The organism is Azomonas agilis (genome assembly GCF_007830255.1).
Lineage (GTDB): Bacteria > Pseudomonadota > Gammaproteobacteria > Pseudomonadales > Pseudomonadaceae > Azomonas > Azomonas agilis.
In genome coordinates this window covers 302,693-318,405 of sequence record NZ_VLKG01000001.1, presented here as the reverse complement: position 1 = coordinate 318,405, position 15,713 = coordinate 302,693, and the positions used below count along the sequence as shown (strand labels likewise).

The window sequence follows — 15,713 nt, the reverse complement described above, 5'->3', positions numbered from 1 at the left end:
TTAAGGTTGTTGGTTAGAAAAGGGCTCTTCGGAGCCCTTTTTGTTTTTTAGGGGCCACGGTAGCTGTCGACGTTTTGTAAACGCCCCCCTTCAAAGCGCAGGCGATGGTACATGCCGTGGTTGGGGCCGTACGTCCATTCTTCGACAGGTATTTCCTGCCTATATCCGTAGCGATCCCGAACCACTTTGTTACCTATAAAGCTACGGTCAACAGGGTCTCCACAGCGGTAGAGCACTTCGTGGCTGCTGTCACCGGCACTGACTAACTGGCTGCCGCAACGAAAGGTGGCACTGGCATAGCCTAGGTTCGCGTAAGTCAGCAGCAGTAAGCTGAGTAATGCGGCACAGTAGCTTTTATTGCACTCGGCGGCTTTCGATGCGGACAAGGCGATTTCCCTCAAAGCGTAGAATACGGAACATGCCGTTGGTGGGGCCATACACCCATTCTTCGACTAAAACCTCCTGACCTTGAGAGTAGCTGCGGGCATAGCTCACCACTTCTCGGTGTTCGGGGGGGCCGCATTTGCGCTCTACTTCAAAGCCACGATCTCCCGCTGTCACCAGTTGGTTGCCGCAGCGCATGCTGTCGGCATAGGTGAGCGGGCTCAGGAGCGCCAAAGCCAGACTAAGTAGTTGTATAGGCTTCATTGTCCAGCCAGGTATAGGGTAGAGGCCACGGTATTGTTTTCACTGGAGGCAGATAGGTTGCTGTCCACCAAGTAGATGCGGATGTTGTTAATTCCGCCCTGTTGTACCAGATAGTCTTTAATCGTTTGGGCGCGAGCTTGGCTGAGTTGGCGCATAGAGGCCTGATCTTGATTCCAAGATTTTAATACCGCCTGTTGTAGCTGAGTCTGTCGCTCTTGGGCAGATAGAGATTTCCAAGCATTGGGCGGTTGTTGTTTGAGTCGGATAGGGTACAGCTCTTCCAACAGACTGGCTTTGGCTTGATCGCTGATTTGTAGTTTATCGGGGCTAGAAGGAAGGCGCTCCCCCTTGCTCTGGAGCTTTTGATACCACAGGGCTCGATAGGCTTGTTCCAGCTTTTGTTGGGCGAGCGAGGGGCCATCTAGGGTGGGGCTACTAGCGCCCTCTACCTCAAGCATCAGGTCTGGACGGTCTTTTAGAGCCTTGGCTAAGGCGTTTAAGGTGGTTTTAGCCTCGGTACTAAGTTCTGTTTGTCCTGCGTTAAAGGGGATTTTGTTGGGATCTGCGCCGCCAAAATCCATCAAACTGCCTAATAAGCTAAAGGGCGCTTGCACCGCTTTACTCAGCATATTGCCGAGAGTTTTGCCAAGCAGGGGCATGATGCTGAATGAGGGATCTTCTAAGTTGCCCTCAATGGGTAAGTCCAAATGGATGGTGCCCGAACTGTCTTTGAGCAAAGCAATGGCTAAGCGAATGGGTAAATCAGCGGCTGCATCACTGTCTACGCGCTCACCCAATTGCAGTTGATGGATGACCACCTGATTTTCGGCTTTCAGGCGTTTGCCTTGGATGCGGTAGTGTAGGTCTAAATCTAAGCGGCCTTTGCGAATTCGGTAGCCTGCAAGCTTGCCGGAGTAGGGGGTTAGGGTAGTCATTTCTACCTGTTTAAAGCGGGTAGTAATGTCTAGGTTTTGCAAGGGATCGAATGGCGTGAGTGTGCCTTCGATACTGAGGGGGCTGTAGCGATCTACTTTACCGCGAATCACCACTTTAGCGGGTCGAGTGCTCTGATTATCCAGAGTACCAATGTCACCGCTTAGGGTTTGGATGCTGGTGGCAAAGTCGGGTTTTAGACTCAGGTCAGCGAAATACCCAGAGCCATTAATGATTTGAATGCTGCCAATCCGTATTCCCATAGGTTTAGTAGCATTGATGCTTTTGGGAGCAGCTTGAACCGGCACTTTCTTAGTGGGCTCTGGTGTTTGCTTCACTAGCAAAGTGCTGAAATTGCTGGATAGATCAGGATTAATCACAAAGCGGGTATAGGGTTGTACCAGACTGATACGTTGGATATTCAAGGACTGCTCATGGCGGTAATCAATGCCCGCTATATGCAGCCTCTGCCATTTGATCAGCTCTTGTTTACGGCGCGCATCGAGCAGATGCCATTGAGTAATCTCTGCCTGTCCTGTTACGTGCAATGCTAGGGGTTGTATCTGAGTAACGGCCACATCCAAGGTGGTATTCAGTAGGCCGCTGTGCAGTTCAACCTGAGCCAAGGGAGAGAGGTAACTTTGGGCCAGCCGTAAATCCACATCCTGAGTATTGACCTGAACCTGAGCCGCAAGGGTGGCCAAGTTAAATTGCCCTTGAGCTTTGAGCCGCCCTTTAGAGCCTAAGCCGGTGTTTAGCTCAAACTGAAGCGGGCGTTTGCTTTGAGTATCAATCTGGCTGACATCAAGATTTAGTGGGCCGACTTCCAGTTGCACCGCTTCTTTAGGTTGGCGATCGGCTGCGTGAATTTGATAGTTACGCAGTTGAATCGTAGCGATTTGAAGCTGCCAAGGTTTCTCAGTTGCTGAGCTTTTGTTGGCTGGAGCCTTTGTCTGGGCAGGATTAGATTTAGTTGTACTGTTGTTACTGAAGAGCTTTTGCCAATCCAGTTCACCATCGGCTTCACGGGCTAGCCAGGTTTCGAGTTTTTGGCTGTGAATTTTGCCGATCTGTAGGCGTTGTTCAGCCAGATTCACTGAGGTTTTAGCAAGGCTGAGTTGCTCCAGTCGAATCAATGGGCGTTTATCCGGTGCGTTAATACGCAAAGCCTTGGTGTCTAGGGATAAGTCGTCTAACAGAAGTTGTAGTCCTGATGCAGGTAAGCTCAGTTGTACTTGACTGCTCAGATTTAGCTGCCCTTGCTCTACCACCAAGGGAGCCGCTTGCTGAATATAGGGCCGCAGGTTGTTCAGCTCTAAAGCTTCCAGCTTGAGTTGGCCATTTACAAGTAGAGGATCAAGTTTTACCTGTCCTTTCCAACTGAGCTGCTGCTGTTGCGTCTGGGCGTTATTCAGGCTGAGTAGAAGTTCAGCAATAGCGTTTTCTTGGGTGGAAAAATCCCGCGCCGACAGATTGATTTGGTCGTAGTTTAATCGTACCGCCTCTTTAGGCCCCAGATCCTCAAACTGGGCGTGGCCGTTTACGAGAGCGATATGCTCAATATGAATGGAAAGAGGTAGACCCGATGACTTGGATGAAGGATCGCTGGGTGGGAGTTTGAACCAGCTTTGGGCATTGAGTTGTCCCTTGGGGTCAAGCTGAATCTGAACGAAGGGCTTTTCCAAACTCAGGCTACGCACCTGTATGCGCCCAAGCCATAGACTCCGCCAGTCCAGTTGGGTGTAAAAGCATTCGAAACTGAGTTGGGGTTTATCTTCTGTTCCCAGCCGAAACTCATGCAGACTCAGCTCTAGGGTAAAGGGGTTAAGCTGAATTTTTTTAAGATGGGCCGGGAGGCTTGTGTAGTGCGCCAGTTGCTGATTAATCAGGCGCTGGCCGACCTCAGGCAGCACGATAAAACCCAGTAGGCTGTACAGTGCAAGTCCTAATACAAGAGCCACCAGCAGGCGCTTGAGTAGTTTGAACATAAGCATTCCTTAGCGAGCAAGGCTGGTTTTGCAGTTCAGTATGGCACGATCCTAAGCCATACAGGGGAATTAGTCTTTTGGTGAGTACTCTTATAGCCTTTCTTCTAAAGGAGCGTTTTAAGGGAGCGTTTGGGGTAAATATCGTAGCGGCTGGACTTCCCTTCTAAGACCAAACTGGGCGTTGGGCCGCTGATGCAAGGAGCCTTGCGGGGACGCTTTACCACCACACGGTGACTGGCTAAAGCGAGAGCACTTTCTAGCAGCAGAACCGCATCCTCATCGTCACCCACTAGAGGGCGGAACAGGCGCATTTCCTTTTTGACTAAGGCCGATTTGTCCCGATGTGGGAACATAGGATCTAGGTAGATAACTTGAGGAGGCACTTCTGACCAGTGTTGCATCAGGCTGATGGCGTTACCCGTGACTAATCGCATACGTTGGATGATGGGCTGTATGTCAAGGCTTTGGAGTGCCCGCTCTAAGCCATCGGCCAGTAAGGCGGCGATTACCGGCTGGCGCTCGATTAAGGTCATTGAGCAGCCTAAGGTGGCTAAGACAAAGGCATCGCGCCCCAAACCGGCGGTGGCATCCAGAATATTAGGGCGTATTCCGGGTTGAATACCCACGGCTTTAGCGATCATTTGGCCGCTACCGCCGCCAAACTGGCGACGGTGTGCCGCTGCTCCTTCCACAAAGTCCACCCGAACTGGGCCGGGCGCTTCAGGGCCAAGGTCGCGCAGTTGTAGACCCTGCGCGCCTAACTCCAAAATCAGCCCTAAATCCTCAGGGCTAGGAAGCCCAAGGCGGCTTTGCCATTGTTGCGCTTGAGCTTCAAAACAAGGCTCTAAAGCTTGAACGGGTATCACCAAAGTATCCTTAAAACGCTAATTCAGTGCTGCACCTAGGTTTAACCTCGGTGGTGTTGGCGGAAGTAGTGAATCAGCCCTTGGGTAGAGGCATCTTCCGCTTCTGAAGGGGTTCGAGTGGTCAGGTGTTGGTAGAGGTTTTTACCCAGTTCTTTACCTAACTCTACGCCCCACTGATCGAAGGAGTTCAGGCCCCAAATGCAGCCTTGTACAAACACCTTATGTTCATAGAGTGCGAGCAGTGCTCCCAAGGTAGCAGGAGTGATGCGCTCCATAACCAGCGTATTGCTGGGGCGATTACCGGGAATCACCTTATGGGGCGCTAATTGTTGCACTTCGGATTCGGATAGACCTTTGGCGCGTAACTCTGCTACTGCTTCCTCAAAGGTTTTGCCCTGCATTAAAGCTTGGCTTTGGGCCAGACAGTTGGCATACAGCCATTCATGGTGATCGCTCACTGCGTTGTAGCTGTTGGCCGGTACGATAAAGTCAGCAGGAATAAGCAAGGTGCCTTGGTGCAGTAACTGGTGGTAGGCGTGTTGTCCGTTGCAGCCTACATCGCCCCAAATCACAGGGCCGGTGGCGTAAGAAACGGGCTTGCCATCCCGAGTTACGCTTTTACCGTTGGACTCCATATCCATCTGCTGCAGGTGTTTTACAAAGTTACGCAGATAGTAGTCGTAGGGCAAAAAGGCTTGGCTTTGAGCGCCCCAAAAATTGCTGTACCAAACCCCCAGCAGTGCCAATAAAACCGGCATATTTTGCTCAAGAGGAGCATTTAGGAAGTGGCGGTCCATGCGGTGAGCCCCGGCCAGCAACTCCTTAAAGTTGGCGCTACCAATGGCCAAAGCAATGGGCAAGCCTATGGTAGACCATAGGGAATAGCGTCCACCGACCCAATCCCACATGGGGAAGATATTCTCTTCACGAATACCAAAGGACTTAGCCGCACTCAGGTTAGTGCTGATGGCAATAAAATGCTGGTGCAGCTTGGCCTCAGTACCACCTTGGCCTAAATACCAAGCCCGGGCCGCCTGAGCATTTTTCAGAGTTTCCAGCGTACTGAAGGATTTACTGGAAATAATAAACAGGGTAGTTTCAGCGCTCAAACCGCGTACTACTTCGCGGAATTCGCTGCCATCAATATTAGCCAAGTAGTGGCAGCGTATTGGCTGGGCGCGTGTCAGGGGCTGTAGGGCTTCGGTAACTACCTGTGGGCCAAGGAAGGAGCCACCAATCCCGATGTTTACTACATCGGTGATGGGTTTATCGGTATAGCCGCGCCAAAGGCCATGATGCAGACGCTCCACCAAATCAGTGACCCGAGCCAGACTCGTATGAACCTCGGCCATCACGTCTTGGGAGTCCAGGTGTAATTGATCACCCATCGGGCGGCGTAAGGCCGTATGCAGTACGGCTCGGCCTTCAGAGTTATTGATCAGATCGCCTTGAAACATACGCTGAGCCGCAGGTTTCACCCCCACTTGCTCGGCGAGTTGGAACAGTAAGCTTAGGGTTTGATCGGTGATCAGGTTTTTTGAGTAATCGAGGAAGATGCCACAGTGCTCCATTGAGTAGCGCGTAAAACGCTGGCTATCCTGCTGAAAAGCTTCGCGCATGCGAAAAGACTGCATACTCTGATAATGGTCTTGCAAAGCGATCCATGCGGGGAGCTGAGTAACATCGGATTGCTGACTAGCACGAAGCATAGCAAGTAACTTCCTGTCGAAATGAGTAAAGCGTTAGAGGAAATAAGTTAGGGTTATTCTGAGAGCTTGGAGTGCAGGATGCTCTGGATGTTCCTTATAGCGCTTTTTCGCCACGCCCTGAAAAGGCGTTGCTGATCCCCTCAGTCTGATGGTTAGTCGACTGAGGGGTAAAACTTAAGCCAACTGTACGGGAATAGCGTTACTGCTGTGGCTTAAAGAGCCATCGGCTGCCATATATAGGATACGGGGCTTGAAGTTGTTTAACTCGGCTTCGCTGTATTGGGCGTAGGCACAGATGATTAAACGATGGCCCACTGCTGCTTTATGGGCGGCTGCTCCGTTGACGGAAATAATCTGCGACCCTTCTTCACCACGAATAGCGTAGGTCGTGAAGCGCTCTCCGTTATCGACGTTATAGAGCTGGATCTGCTCATACTCTCGGATACCGGCTAAATCCAGCCAATCGCCGTCGATTGCACAGGAGCCTTCATAATCCAATACCGAATGTGTCACTAGGGCACGGTGCAATTTTGCCTTGAGCATGATGGCGTACATGGCAGGAATTCCTCCGACTGCGCAGCGCGCAGAAATAGTCGAGTCCCAAACGGGGATTAATCAGTTGTAGTGAATCTCAGGGTTGAGCGGCTTCTACCAGTAAGTTATCAATCAAACGGGTTGAGCCTAAAAAAGCTGCTACCAGAATGACTAAATCCTGCGTGTACGAATCCTCATTCGCCGGTTTTAGGCTCAGAGCTTCGCGAATTTCCAGATAGTCAGGGCGCAAACCCGCACCGACTAAAACCTCTTGGGCCTGCTGACGCAGTTGTTCGTAGTCTTTGGCCCCTGCGCGTAGCGCCTCGGCGATGCTTTGTAAGCACTGGTAAACAACTGGAGCTATAGCTCGTTGCTCAGCAGACAGATAGCCATTGCGGGAGGATAGTGCCAGTCCATCAGCCGCTCGAACCGTCGGCGCGCCCACAATCTGTACGGGAATATTTAGATCTCGAACCATGCTACGGATAACAGCCAGTTGCTGAAAATCCTTTTGGCCAAATACAGCGACGTCGGGTTGCACCATATTGAACAGCTTACACACGATGGTGGCAACACCCACAAAATGCCCCGGACGACTGGCTCCGCAAAGCCCTTCAGAAACCTGAGGTACGCTGACCAAGGTTTGTTGTTGCTGGCCCTGTGGATACATCTCAGCCACAGTGGGCGTGAAGAGTAGATCACAGCCGGCTTCTTGCAACTGCTGCTGATCGGCGCTCAGCGTGCGGGGATAGTTATCGAGGTCTTCCTGCGGGCCAAATTGCAGTGGATTGACGAAAATACTGGCCACAATGTAGTCAGCCCGCTGTAGGGCGGTCTTAATTAGGGAAATATGACCGGCGTGCAAATTGCCCATAGTAGGTACAAAACCGATACGTTTTCCGGCGCTTCGAGCTAGGGCAATGGCTTGGCGTAATTCGGCGACACTGGTCAGAGTATTCATGCGTTAAAGCTCTGTTCAGGGGCTGGGAAACTCCGATCTTTGACGGCAGCGACATAGGCTTTAAGTGCTGCCAGAATATCGGGTTGGCCCTGCATAAAGTTCTTAACAAAACGGGGAGTGTGCCCTGTCCGGGATAAGCCTAAAGCATCCTGTACCACTAAAACTTGGCCATCGGTGTGTACTCCAGCTCCGATGCCAATAACTGGCACCTGAACGGCTTGGCTGATTTGCTGTGCCAGAGGGGTGGGAACGCACTCTAACAACAGCATGGCAGCCCCGGCTTGTTCTAGCGCCTGAGCATCTTCCAACATTTTGCGCGCTTGGGCCTCTTGGCGACCCTGTACTTTATAGCCTCCCAATAGGTTTACTGATTGGGGAGTGAGTCCCATATGCGCACAGACGGGGATACCGTGTTCGGCCAAAATACGAATAGACTCAGCTAACCAGCGACTGCCTTCTAACTTGACCATATGCGCTCCGGCCTGCATCAAGCGTGCCGAGCTGTTGAGCGTTTGGTCTAGGGTGGCATTGGCCATAAAAGGCATATCCGCCACGATAAAGGCTCCTCGGTTGCCCCGTTTAACGCAAGCTGTGTGGTAGGCCATATCCTCCAAGGTGACCGGGAGGGTACTGTCATGTCCTTGAAGCACCATGCCCAGCGAGTCCCCTACCAAGAGCATTTCTACCCCAGCCTCGCAGGAGAGGTGGGCGAAGGTCGCGTCATAGCATGTGAGCATGACGATTTTTTCGCCACGCTGCTTTAAGCCGTACAAACTGGTTAGGGTTACTTCGGGCATTGGGCCATCCTCGTTGGGTCGCAGAGATTATTGTTCGTGTGGCACGCTGCGAATTGCTTTCCTAAAACCGAAAGTTCTATGGGTTAGAATGAAACGCTATACTCAGGACGGACGCATCATAAGTCAATGATTGAAGCTTGTGTCAGCCGCTCGATCCCTTCGGGAGGACATTCGGCTAATAGTTGCCGCAGCCATCGTCCATCGGGGAGGCGAAAGTCCTCAGCCACTAACTCGGCTAGGGGATAGAGCACGAAGGCCCGCGCCTGTAGATGATAATGCGGCACCTGTAGGCGAGGCTCACAGATAAGCTGTGAGCCAAACAATACAATGTCTAAATCTAGGGTTCTTGGCCCCCAGCGCTCACCTTGGCGTATACGGCCTTGCTGTTGCTCAATGGCTTGCAGGGCATCGAGCAAGGCTAAGGGTGATAAGTAGGTGCTAAGCCGTGCTACAGCATTGATGTAGCTTGGTTGATCCGTTGGGCCTAAGGGAGCACTCCTGTAGAGTGCGGATTGCCCTGTGAGTTGAGTGTCAGGCAGGGTAGCCAGTGCTTGTAGGGCGTTGCATAGCTGTTGTTGTGGCTGAGATAGGTTACTGCCCAGCCCAATGTAGGCGATTTCTGCGGTCATAGCGTTCAGCTCGTAGCGCTATAAATCAACGAGGACGACGTTTTTTGCGCTGATGGGTAGGCGGGGTGTTCGTTTTTAAGGCGCTAATCATGGCGCGGCGTTCAGAGTCAGAAGCCTCTTGGTACTGAGTCCACCATTGACCCAAGCCTTCAGTTTGTTCACCGGCGCTTTCCCGCAGCAGTAAAAAGTCGTAACCGGCGCGGAATCTGGGGTTTTCTAACAAAGCATCGGCTCTTTTACCCTGACGGCGGGGGAGGCGCTCTTGTAGATCCCAAATTTCTCGCACAGGAATGGAAAAGCGCTTGGGGATGGCGGTGCGTTGGCACTGTTCCCACAGAATTTCTTGAGCAGCTTCTTGTAACGCAGGGATCGCCAGCAGACCCTGAGCTTGCAGCTCTAAAGAGCGTGCCGGAAGTGCTGGCCAGAGTAATGCCGCAAATAAGAACGCTGGGGTAATAGGCTTACCTTGAGCAATGCGTAAATCGGTATTAGCCAAGGCATTGTGGATCAGGGTGTTGGTGTATTGGTAATTGCTTTGTAAGGCTAGGGCTGTGGCTGGGAAAAGGGGCGCAAAAAGCTGGTATTTTTGCAGCAGCTCAAAGGTCTGTACCCCCTGACCGTTTAGGAAGAGCTTGAGCACTTCCTCATAGAGTCGGGCCGGCGGAATCTCTGCTAATAAGTGGGCCAGGCTGCGAATGGGAGCCGCAGTATGGGGCTCTATCTGACAATCCAGCTTGGCTGCAAAGCGCACGGCACGCAGCATGCGTACCGGATCCTCTTGATAGCGCTGTTTAGGACTGCCAATAAGACGAATTTGGCGCTCGCGAATGTCTCGCACGCCCTGTACATGGTCGATGATTTGCTCACTGACGGGGTCGTAGTACAGGGCATTAATCGTGAAATCCCGACGGTAGGCATCATCATCTAAGCTGCCGAAGATGTTGTCGCGCAGGATGCGTCCACTGGCATTGCGGGCGGCAAGCTGTTCGTCCTCATCCTCATAACTGTGTTCGGCGCGGAAGGTAGCAACCTCAATCAGCTCGCGCCCAAAAGGTAGATGCACCAATTGGAAACGACGGCCAATGATACGGGCATTATGAAAGAGACTACGTATCTGATCAGGGGTGGCATCAGTGACCACATCGTAGTCTTTGGGGCGAATCCCCAATAAAAGATCTCGTACGCAGCCACCTACCACATAGGCGGAGTACCCGGCTTGTTGTAAACGCTCAATGCTGTACAGCGCATTAGGGCTAATGTCTTCAGGACTTAAATCATGCTGAAAGGGAGCAGCTTCTTGAGCCTTACGTCGTTGAGGTAAGTGATTAAGGGGCTGGCGGATGAATTGAAACAGCTTATTCAGCATGGGGATAATTGTGCATGAGATAACGAATGGGCACTGAAGTATGCAGGATTGGCTGATCAGCCAAAGTGCATCTGCTTGAATTAAAGATTGGGATTCTAGCACCAGAACGTCAAGAGTCTGTATGAAATATGGGCAAAGTTTTGATAAGTCCAGATGTGCGAAAGGGAGCCGAGGCTCCCTTCCAGAGGATAGTGCGCTGCTCTTATTGTTATTGTATTGGGCCCGTTATTGTTATTTTAGCCCATCCCGGCTGGACGCATCGGGAGGTGCCCCCTACTCGGGGGCTAAGAGCAAACGGATACCTTTGATCGATGAGGTGATGCTTGGATCAGTGTGGTGTCTGCTGAATACCGCAGTTTTATTCTTATCACACTGTCGCAGGTTTCCCTGACGACAACTCCTCTCCAAAAGAATCAGTTAGCTTCGTCTCTACCATCTTGTTGTTATTGTGTTAGAGCCGTTATCTGTTGTTCTTGTTATAAAGTTTCACTTGTTATTGTTGTTATATCAGTACAATAGCAGGGGTTGTGCCAACTTTTATAATCACTTATTTTTCATGTGGTTATATGTTTTTGTTACAGCAGGGTTTGAAGTGTTACGCAGACTTTTGTTACCAATCAACCCGCTTGAAGTTACCTTGTTTCTGTGGTCGGTAACACTTTGCTACCTTGAGTTAAGCTTCACCGGCGGCTGATTTTCGGCGCGGAATCCCCAAGCGTTGCCGGCGTTCCCACAAACATTTGCGGCTGATACCCAGTTTGCGTGCCAGTTCGGTTTCGGTCATATGCTCTTGGTGTTCCAACACAAAGTGCTGAAAGTAATCCTCAAGGGATAAATTTTCGGCAGCCTCGGGAAGGTCATTGGTTTTAGCTTCACTGGGCTTGTTGTGTTCTTCGCGGTGCAGGCTGTTAAAGGCTTCAAAGGCGTTTTGTTCCAAATCAATGCCCAATACTTCAGCACTGATTTCTTGGCGATCGCTGAGAATAGCGGCGCGTTCAATAGCGTTTTCCAGCTCGCGCACGTTGCCAGGCCAAGCGTAGTGTAGGATGGCTTGCTTAGCTTCTGGGGAGAAAAACAAAGGCCCCGTATTAAGCCGGTTGCTGTGGTGTTTTAAAAAAGCCTCGGCAATCTCTAAGACATCTTGCTCACGCTCACGCAGCGGCGGGAGCTTAAGGGCTATGACGTTGAGGCGGTAATACAGGTCTTCGCGAAAATGCCCAGCCTTAGACAGGGTTTTTAGGTCACGATGGGTAGCCGCAATCAGGCGCACATTGACCTTTTGTGAGTGTACCGAGCCTACACGACGAATCTCTCCCTCTTGTAATACGCGCAGTAGGCGGGCTTGGGCTTCTAAAGGCAGTTCTCCTATTTCGTCTAAAAATAGGGTTCCGCCATCCGCTGCCTCCACTAAGCCGGTGCGTCCACTGGTGGCTCCGGTAAATGCCCCTTTTTCATGGCCAAAGAGTTCGGACTCAATCAGGGTTTCTGGGATGGCTGCACAGTTCACGGAAATCATGGGTGATTTAGCGCGCTGTGATTGATTATGTAGTGCCCGAGCGACTAATTCTTTGCCCGTTCCTGACTCCCCTAGGATTAAAACGTTGGAGTCTGTTGGCGCGACTTTGAGAATCTTGCCAAACAGGTTTTGCATGGCCAAACAGCGGCCAATGATGCCTAGGGATACCTGTTGAGGGATCTGTGAGCTTGGTGCGGGCGGAGCGCTCGGGGTTGCAGTCGGGACGGTTGGTTTGCTGCTGGAGTTGGCTTGGTTGTCTTTTAAGATGCGCTGGATACTTTGCAGCATTTCTCCGTGGTCAAAGGGTTTAGCAATATAGTCCACCGCGCCCAACTTCATAGAGTCTACGGCTGAGCGCAGGCTAGCATAGCTGGTCATAATCAGAACGGGTTGCCCTTTGGCATGCTGGATTAACTCTGTGCCAGGCGCACCAGGAAGGCGCAGATCGCTGATAATCAAGTCAAATTGCGTGAGTGAGTAACGCTCTAAGGCTTCCTGCACGGAGCCCGCCTCACTGACTTGGTACTGATTGCGCTCCAATAGGCGGCGTAGAGCGGAGCGGATAATACTTTCGTCTTCGACAATGAGGATGTGTGGCATGGAGGTCTCTCTTGGCAAGCCTAACACCGGATCTGCCTAGGGGGCGGTATTAGTCGCGCGGGGTAGTTGGATGCGAATGCGCGTTCCGCGTTGGCTTAGGGGGTCGGTAGGGCTTTCGATATCAATCTGGCCATAATGGTCTTCAATGATGGAATAGACTAACGCAAGACCTAGCCCTGTGCCCTTTCCCGGATCCTTGGTGGTGAAAAAAGGTTCAAACAGGCGGTTTTGAATCTCAGTAGGAATTCCTGCCCCTTCATCCTCAAGGATAAGGCAAACGCTGTGCTCAGTGGCGGAGCTACTGACCCAGATACGTCCTCTAGGCGGTGAGGCATCGCGAGCATTAGACAGTAAATTCACCAGTACTTGCCCCAGTCGCTGGGGATCGCCTTCGGCATAATGCTCGGCGTGGCATTGGTTGATAAAGCGCACTTCCTGTTCTTTATTTAAGGACAGCAAAGCCATAGCATCCTGAGTGATGGCGGTGAGGCTTACAGGGTAACTGTTATGCTGATGATTGCCCGCGTGGGAAAAGCTCATCAGAGAGTGCAGAATTTTAGAAATCCGTCGGGTTTGCTCAATAATCTGCAAACTGGTTTCGTTGATTTCTGGGTCGTGTTCCCGTTCTTCATGAAGGTTTTGTGCTAAGCAGGCAATGCCCGTAACCGGGTTGCCGATTTCGTGGGCTACCCCTGCGGCCAGCCGTCCGATGCTGGCTAGGCGCTCTGAGTGAATCAGGCGTTCTTCTAACACTTGAGTTTCGGTGCAGTCTTCGACCAGCAACACTAAGCCGCTGCATCCAAAGGAAAGGGGTTCTTCAATCGCGGCTTTGTGCAAATTCAGCCAGCGCAGTTTACCTTGTAAAGACAGTTGTTTTTTGTGCTGGTGCTCGTCCGGTTGCTGGATAAAGGTTTCCAACAGGGTACGCCAAGGTTCACTCAGGGTATTCAGACGTGAGCCTACGATATTTTGCGCTGGAATTTCTGTTAACTCTTCCATTGCCCGATTCCACATTAAAATCTCGCGGTCTTTGGCTAGGGAGCAAACCCCCATCGGCAGTTCTTGCAGGGTTTGGCGGTGGTAACGGCGCAGGGTGTCAAGCTCAGCCGCTAGGCCGGTGAGGCGGGAGCGATATTCTTCCAGACGATTCTCAATAAAGTGAATGTCCTCGCTGATGAAGCTTTCTGCCGTTTTTTTGTAGGGCAAAAAGTTTTTGACGATATCCTGAGCCACATTCGGCCCCATGAGGCTAGATAGGCTGGCCTCTATGTGGTCGCGTAAGCGGCGTAATGCGTAGGGGCGATGCTCATCCAGCGGAAGTTGTAAGGCATTTAGGGCTTGTTTTACCTCCTGTTGGGCGATCTGTGGCCCAAGGGGAGTAGAAAGCTGTAGCACAAATTCGTGCGGCGAACTGGCTTCCAGCTCCCGGCGCTGAGGCAGGCGCATGTTATCTACGGTACAGGCTTCAGCGGCGCGAATTTCCTCTGGGGTGGAGGGGCTAAACAGGGAGACTAACCCAAATACCAGTACGTTTACCGTTAGAGAGGCTACCGCCGCTAAGTGCCATGTATTTTCGTCCAGTACATAGGTTAAATTCAGCAGCGGGAGGTAGAAGCTATCTTGGCCTCCAATTAGCGGGAGCAGCATGGTGACCAGCCAGATGGAGATGCCTGCTAGCAATCCGCTGATGTAGCCGCGTCGATTGGCGGCGGGCCAATACAGGGTTGAGAGCACCGCCGGTAAAAAATGCAGAGTGGCAACATAGGCAACGCTGCCTAGGCTGGTCAGGCCTTGTTTGCTGTCCAGCAGCAGGTAAAAACCGTATCCCGCCATGATAATGACAAAAATTAGGATGCGCTTAGTCCAGCGTAACCAGCGATAAATGTCATCGGTAGGGGGTTGATAGAGTGGCAAAACCAAGTGGTTAATCACCATGCCCGATAGGGACAGGGTGCTGACAATAATTAAACCACTGGAAGCCGATAGCCCGCCGATAAAGGCCAGTAATGCCAGTGTTTCACTGTGTACGGTGAGCCCTAAGCCGAGGGTGAAGTATTCAGGGTGAGTGGTAACTCCGAGTTTAAGACCACTCCAAAGAATCAGCGGGACGGCAAGGCTCATCAACAGCAAAAACAGAGGCAAACCCCAGCTCGCGGTAGTCATATTGCGCGGGCCGATCCCTTCGGTAAAAGCCATGTGGTACATATGGGGCGTGACCAACGCGGCGGCAAAAAACACCAACAGCATGGTACGCCAAGGGCCTTCGTTGAGCGGTGCATGCAGTGCAGCTAATGCCACTTGGTGTTCCAGTAACCAGCGCTCTAAACCACTTGGCCCATCAAAGACTACAAACAGGGCATATAAGCCGATCACACTTAACGCGATGAGTTTAACCAAGGACTCAAAGGCTACCGCTAGCACTAATCCTTCATGCCTTTCGCGGGAGGCTACTTGGCGTGCTCCAAACAGCATGGTGAATAACATGATCAGCAAGCAATAGCTTAAAGCCACATGCTTAGGCTGAGGCTCATGGGTCAGGATGCTGATGGTGTCGGCAATGGCCTGTACTTGCAGGGCCAGTAACGGCAGCATCCCGATCAGCATCACCAGGGTGGTGAGTGAGCCGCTCCAAGTACTGCGAAAGCGGAACGCAAACAGATCCGCCAGAGAGGATAGCTGATAGGTGCGAGTAAGGCGCAAAATAGGGTGTAGCAAAACCGGAGCCAGCAAAAAAGCGCCGCTAACCCCCAAATAAGTGGCTAAGTAGCCATATCCATATTGATAGGCCAGATCGACCGTGCCGTAAAAGGCCCAAGCACTGGCATACACGCCAATGGACAAAATATACACCACGGGGCTGCGCACAATGCGGCTGGGAATTAACCCACGGTCGGTAATCCATGCGAGGCCAAACAGCAAAGATAAATAGAGTACGCTGATCAGCAATAGGTGGCTGAGGTTAAAACTGGTCAACGTCACTTCCATTCTGCAAGATAAAGGTCACAATGATGAGGATCAGCCACAGCATATAGGGGCGATACCAAGCACCGTCGGGCGCAATCCACCAGTCCATGATGGTGGGGGAAAACAGGTAGATTCCCACTACCAGAATCAATACCAGCCGGTAGATGTACATACCCAGTCCTCCTGCGGCCAAAAGGTTAGG

At 51.7% G+C, this 15,713-nt stretch carries 13 protein-coding genes; all 13 read right to left on the bottom strand.

What is annotated here, in order from left to right:
• Positions 1 to 47 precede the first annotated feature (47 nt).
• Complete coding sequence (locus LX59_RS01425; RefSeq protein ID WP_246118647.1) at positions 48 to 386, bottom strand: DUF2845 domain-containing protein; 339 nt, start codon at positions 384 to 386, stop codon at positions 48 to 50.
• Positions 355 to 648 carry a DUF2845 domain-containing protein gene (locus LX59_RS01420; protein ID WP_144570047.1) on the bottom strand — a complete coding sequence of 98 codons (294 nt, stop codon included), beginning with the start codon at positions 646 to 648 and terminating at the stop codon, positions 355 to 357. Before LX59_RS01420 ends, LX59_RS01425 begins: the two co-directional genes overlap by 32 nt.
• Complete coding sequence (locus LX59_RS01415) at positions 645 to 3,569, bottom strand: DUF748 domain-containing protein (protein ID WP_170234316.1); 2,925 nt, start codon at positions 3,567 to 3,569, stop codon at positions 645 to 647. Before LX59_RS01415 ends, LX59_RS01420 begins: the two co-directional genes overlap by 4 nt.
• Before the next feature lie 104 nt (positions 3,570 to 3,673).
• Positions 3,674 to 4,438, bottom strand: coding sequence for a class I SAM-dependent methyltransferase (locus LX59_RS01410; RefSeq protein ID WP_144570045.1), 765 nt, complete (start codon positions 4,436 to 4,438; stop codon positions 3,674 to 3,676).
• A 38-nt stretch (positions 4,439 to 4,476) separates the two neighbouring features.
• Positions 4,477 to 6,144: a glucose-6-phosphate isomerase gene (gene pgi / locus LX59_RS01405; RefSeq protein ID WP_144570044.1), complete on the bottom strand. Its 1,668-nt coding sequence runs from the start codon at positions 6,142 to 6,144 to the stop codon at positions 4,477 to 4,479.
• Positions 6,145 to 6,318: 174 nt separating this feature from the next.
• Complete coding sequence (gene panD / locus LX59_RS01400; protein ID WP_144570043.1) at positions 6,319 to 6,699, bottom strand: aspartate 1-decarboxylase; 381 nt, start codon at positions 6,697 to 6,699, stop codon at positions 6,319 to 6,321.
• A 76-nt stretch (positions 6,700 to 6,775) separates the two neighbouring features.
• Positions 6,776 to 7,639, bottom strand: a complete 864-nt coding sequence (panC, locus tag LX59_RS01395) for a pantoate--beta-alanine ligase (protein ID WP_144570042.1) — start codon at positions 7,637 to 7,639, stop codon at positions 6,776 to 6,778.
• Positions 7,636 to 8,436: a 3-methyl-2-oxobutanoate hydroxymethyltransferase gene (panB, locus tag LX59_RS01390; protein ID WP_144570041.1), complete on the bottom strand. Its 801-nt coding sequence runs from the start codon at positions 8,434 to 8,436 to the stop codon at positions 7,636 to 7,638. The genes panC and panB overlap by 4 nt, the downstream gene beginning before the upstream one ends.
• A gap of 116 nt (positions 8,437 to 8,552) precedes the next feature.
• Entirely contained in the window at positions 8,553 to 9,065 is a 513-nt protein-coding gene (gene folK / locus LX59_RS01385) for a 2-amino-4-hydroxy-6-hydroxymethyldihydropteridine diphosphokinase (RefSeq protein WP_144570040.1), read from the bottom strand.
• Between the two features lie 25 nt (positions 9,066 to 9,090).
• Complete coding sequence (gene pcnB, locus LX59_RS01380) at positions 9,091 to 10,431, bottom strand: polynucleotide adenylyltransferase PcnB (protein WP_144570039.1); 1,341 nt, start codon at positions 10,429 to 10,431, stop codon at positions 9,091 to 9,093.
• Between the two features lie 673 nt (positions 10,432 to 11,104).
• Positions 11,105 to 12,547, bottom strand: a complete 1,443-nt coding sequence (locus LX59_RS01375) for a sigma-54-dependent transcriptional regulator (RefSeq protein ID WP_144570038.1) — start codon at positions 12,545 to 12,547, stop codon at positions 11,105 to 11,107.
• 36 nt (positions 12,548 to 12,583) lie between these two features.
• Positions 12,584 to 15,520 (bottom strand): sensor histidine kinase, encoded by a 2,937-nt coding sequence (locus LX59_RS01370; protein WP_246118653.1) that lies wholly within the window; start codon positions 15,518 to 15,520, stop codon positions 12,584 to 12,586.
• Entirely contained in the window at positions 15,507 to 15,683 is a 177-nt protein-coding gene (locus LX59_RS01365) for a hypothetical protein (protein ID WP_144570036.1), read from the bottom strand. The genes LX59_RS01370 and LX59_RS01365 overlap by 14 nt, the downstream gene beginning before the upstream one ends.
• Positions 15,684 to 15,713 lie beyond the last annotated feature (30 nt).

Excerpts from the sequence above, each read along its gene's own strand:
- LX59_RS01420 (WP_144570047.1), bottom strand. The coding sequence starts at position 648 with ATGAAGCCTATACAACTACTTAGTCTGGCTTTGGCGCTCCTGAGCCCG.
- LX59_RS01415 (WP_170234316.1), bottom strand. The coding sequence starts at position 3,569 with ATGTTCAAACTACTCAAGCGCCTGCTGGTGGCTCTTGTATTAGGACTT.
- pgi (WP_144570044.1), bottom strand. The coding sequence starts at position 6,144 with ATGCTTCGTGCTAGTCAGCAATCCGATGTTACTCAGCTCCCCGCATGG.
- panD (WP_144570043.1), bottom strand. The coding sequence starts at position 6,699 with ATGTACGCCATCATGCTCAAGGCAAAATTGCACCGTGCCCTAGTGACA.
- panC (WP_144570042.1), bottom strand. The coding sequence starts at position 7,639 with ATGAATACTCTGACCAGTGTCGCCGAATTACGCCAAGCCATTGCCCTA.
- panB (WP_144570041.1), bottom strand. The coding sequence starts at position 8,436 with ATGCCCGAAGTAACCCTAACCAGTTTGTACGGCTTAAAGCAGCGTGGC.
- folK (WP_144570040.1), bottom strand. The coding sequence starts at position 9,065 with ATGACCGCAGAAATCGCCTACATTGGGCTGGGCAGTAACCTATCTCAG.
- pcnB (WP_144570039.1), bottom strand. The coding sequence starts at position 10,431 with ATGCTGAATAAGCTGTTTCAATTCATCCGCCAGCCCCTTAATCACTTA.
- LX59_RS01375 (WP_144570038.1), bottom strand. The coding sequence starts at position 12,547 with ATGCCACACATCCTCATTGTCGAAGACGAAAGTATTATCCGCTCCGCT.
- LX59_RS01365 (WP_144570036.1), bottom strand. The coding sequence starts at position 15,683 with ATGTACATCTACCGGCTGGTATTGATTCTGGTAGTGGGAATCTACCTG.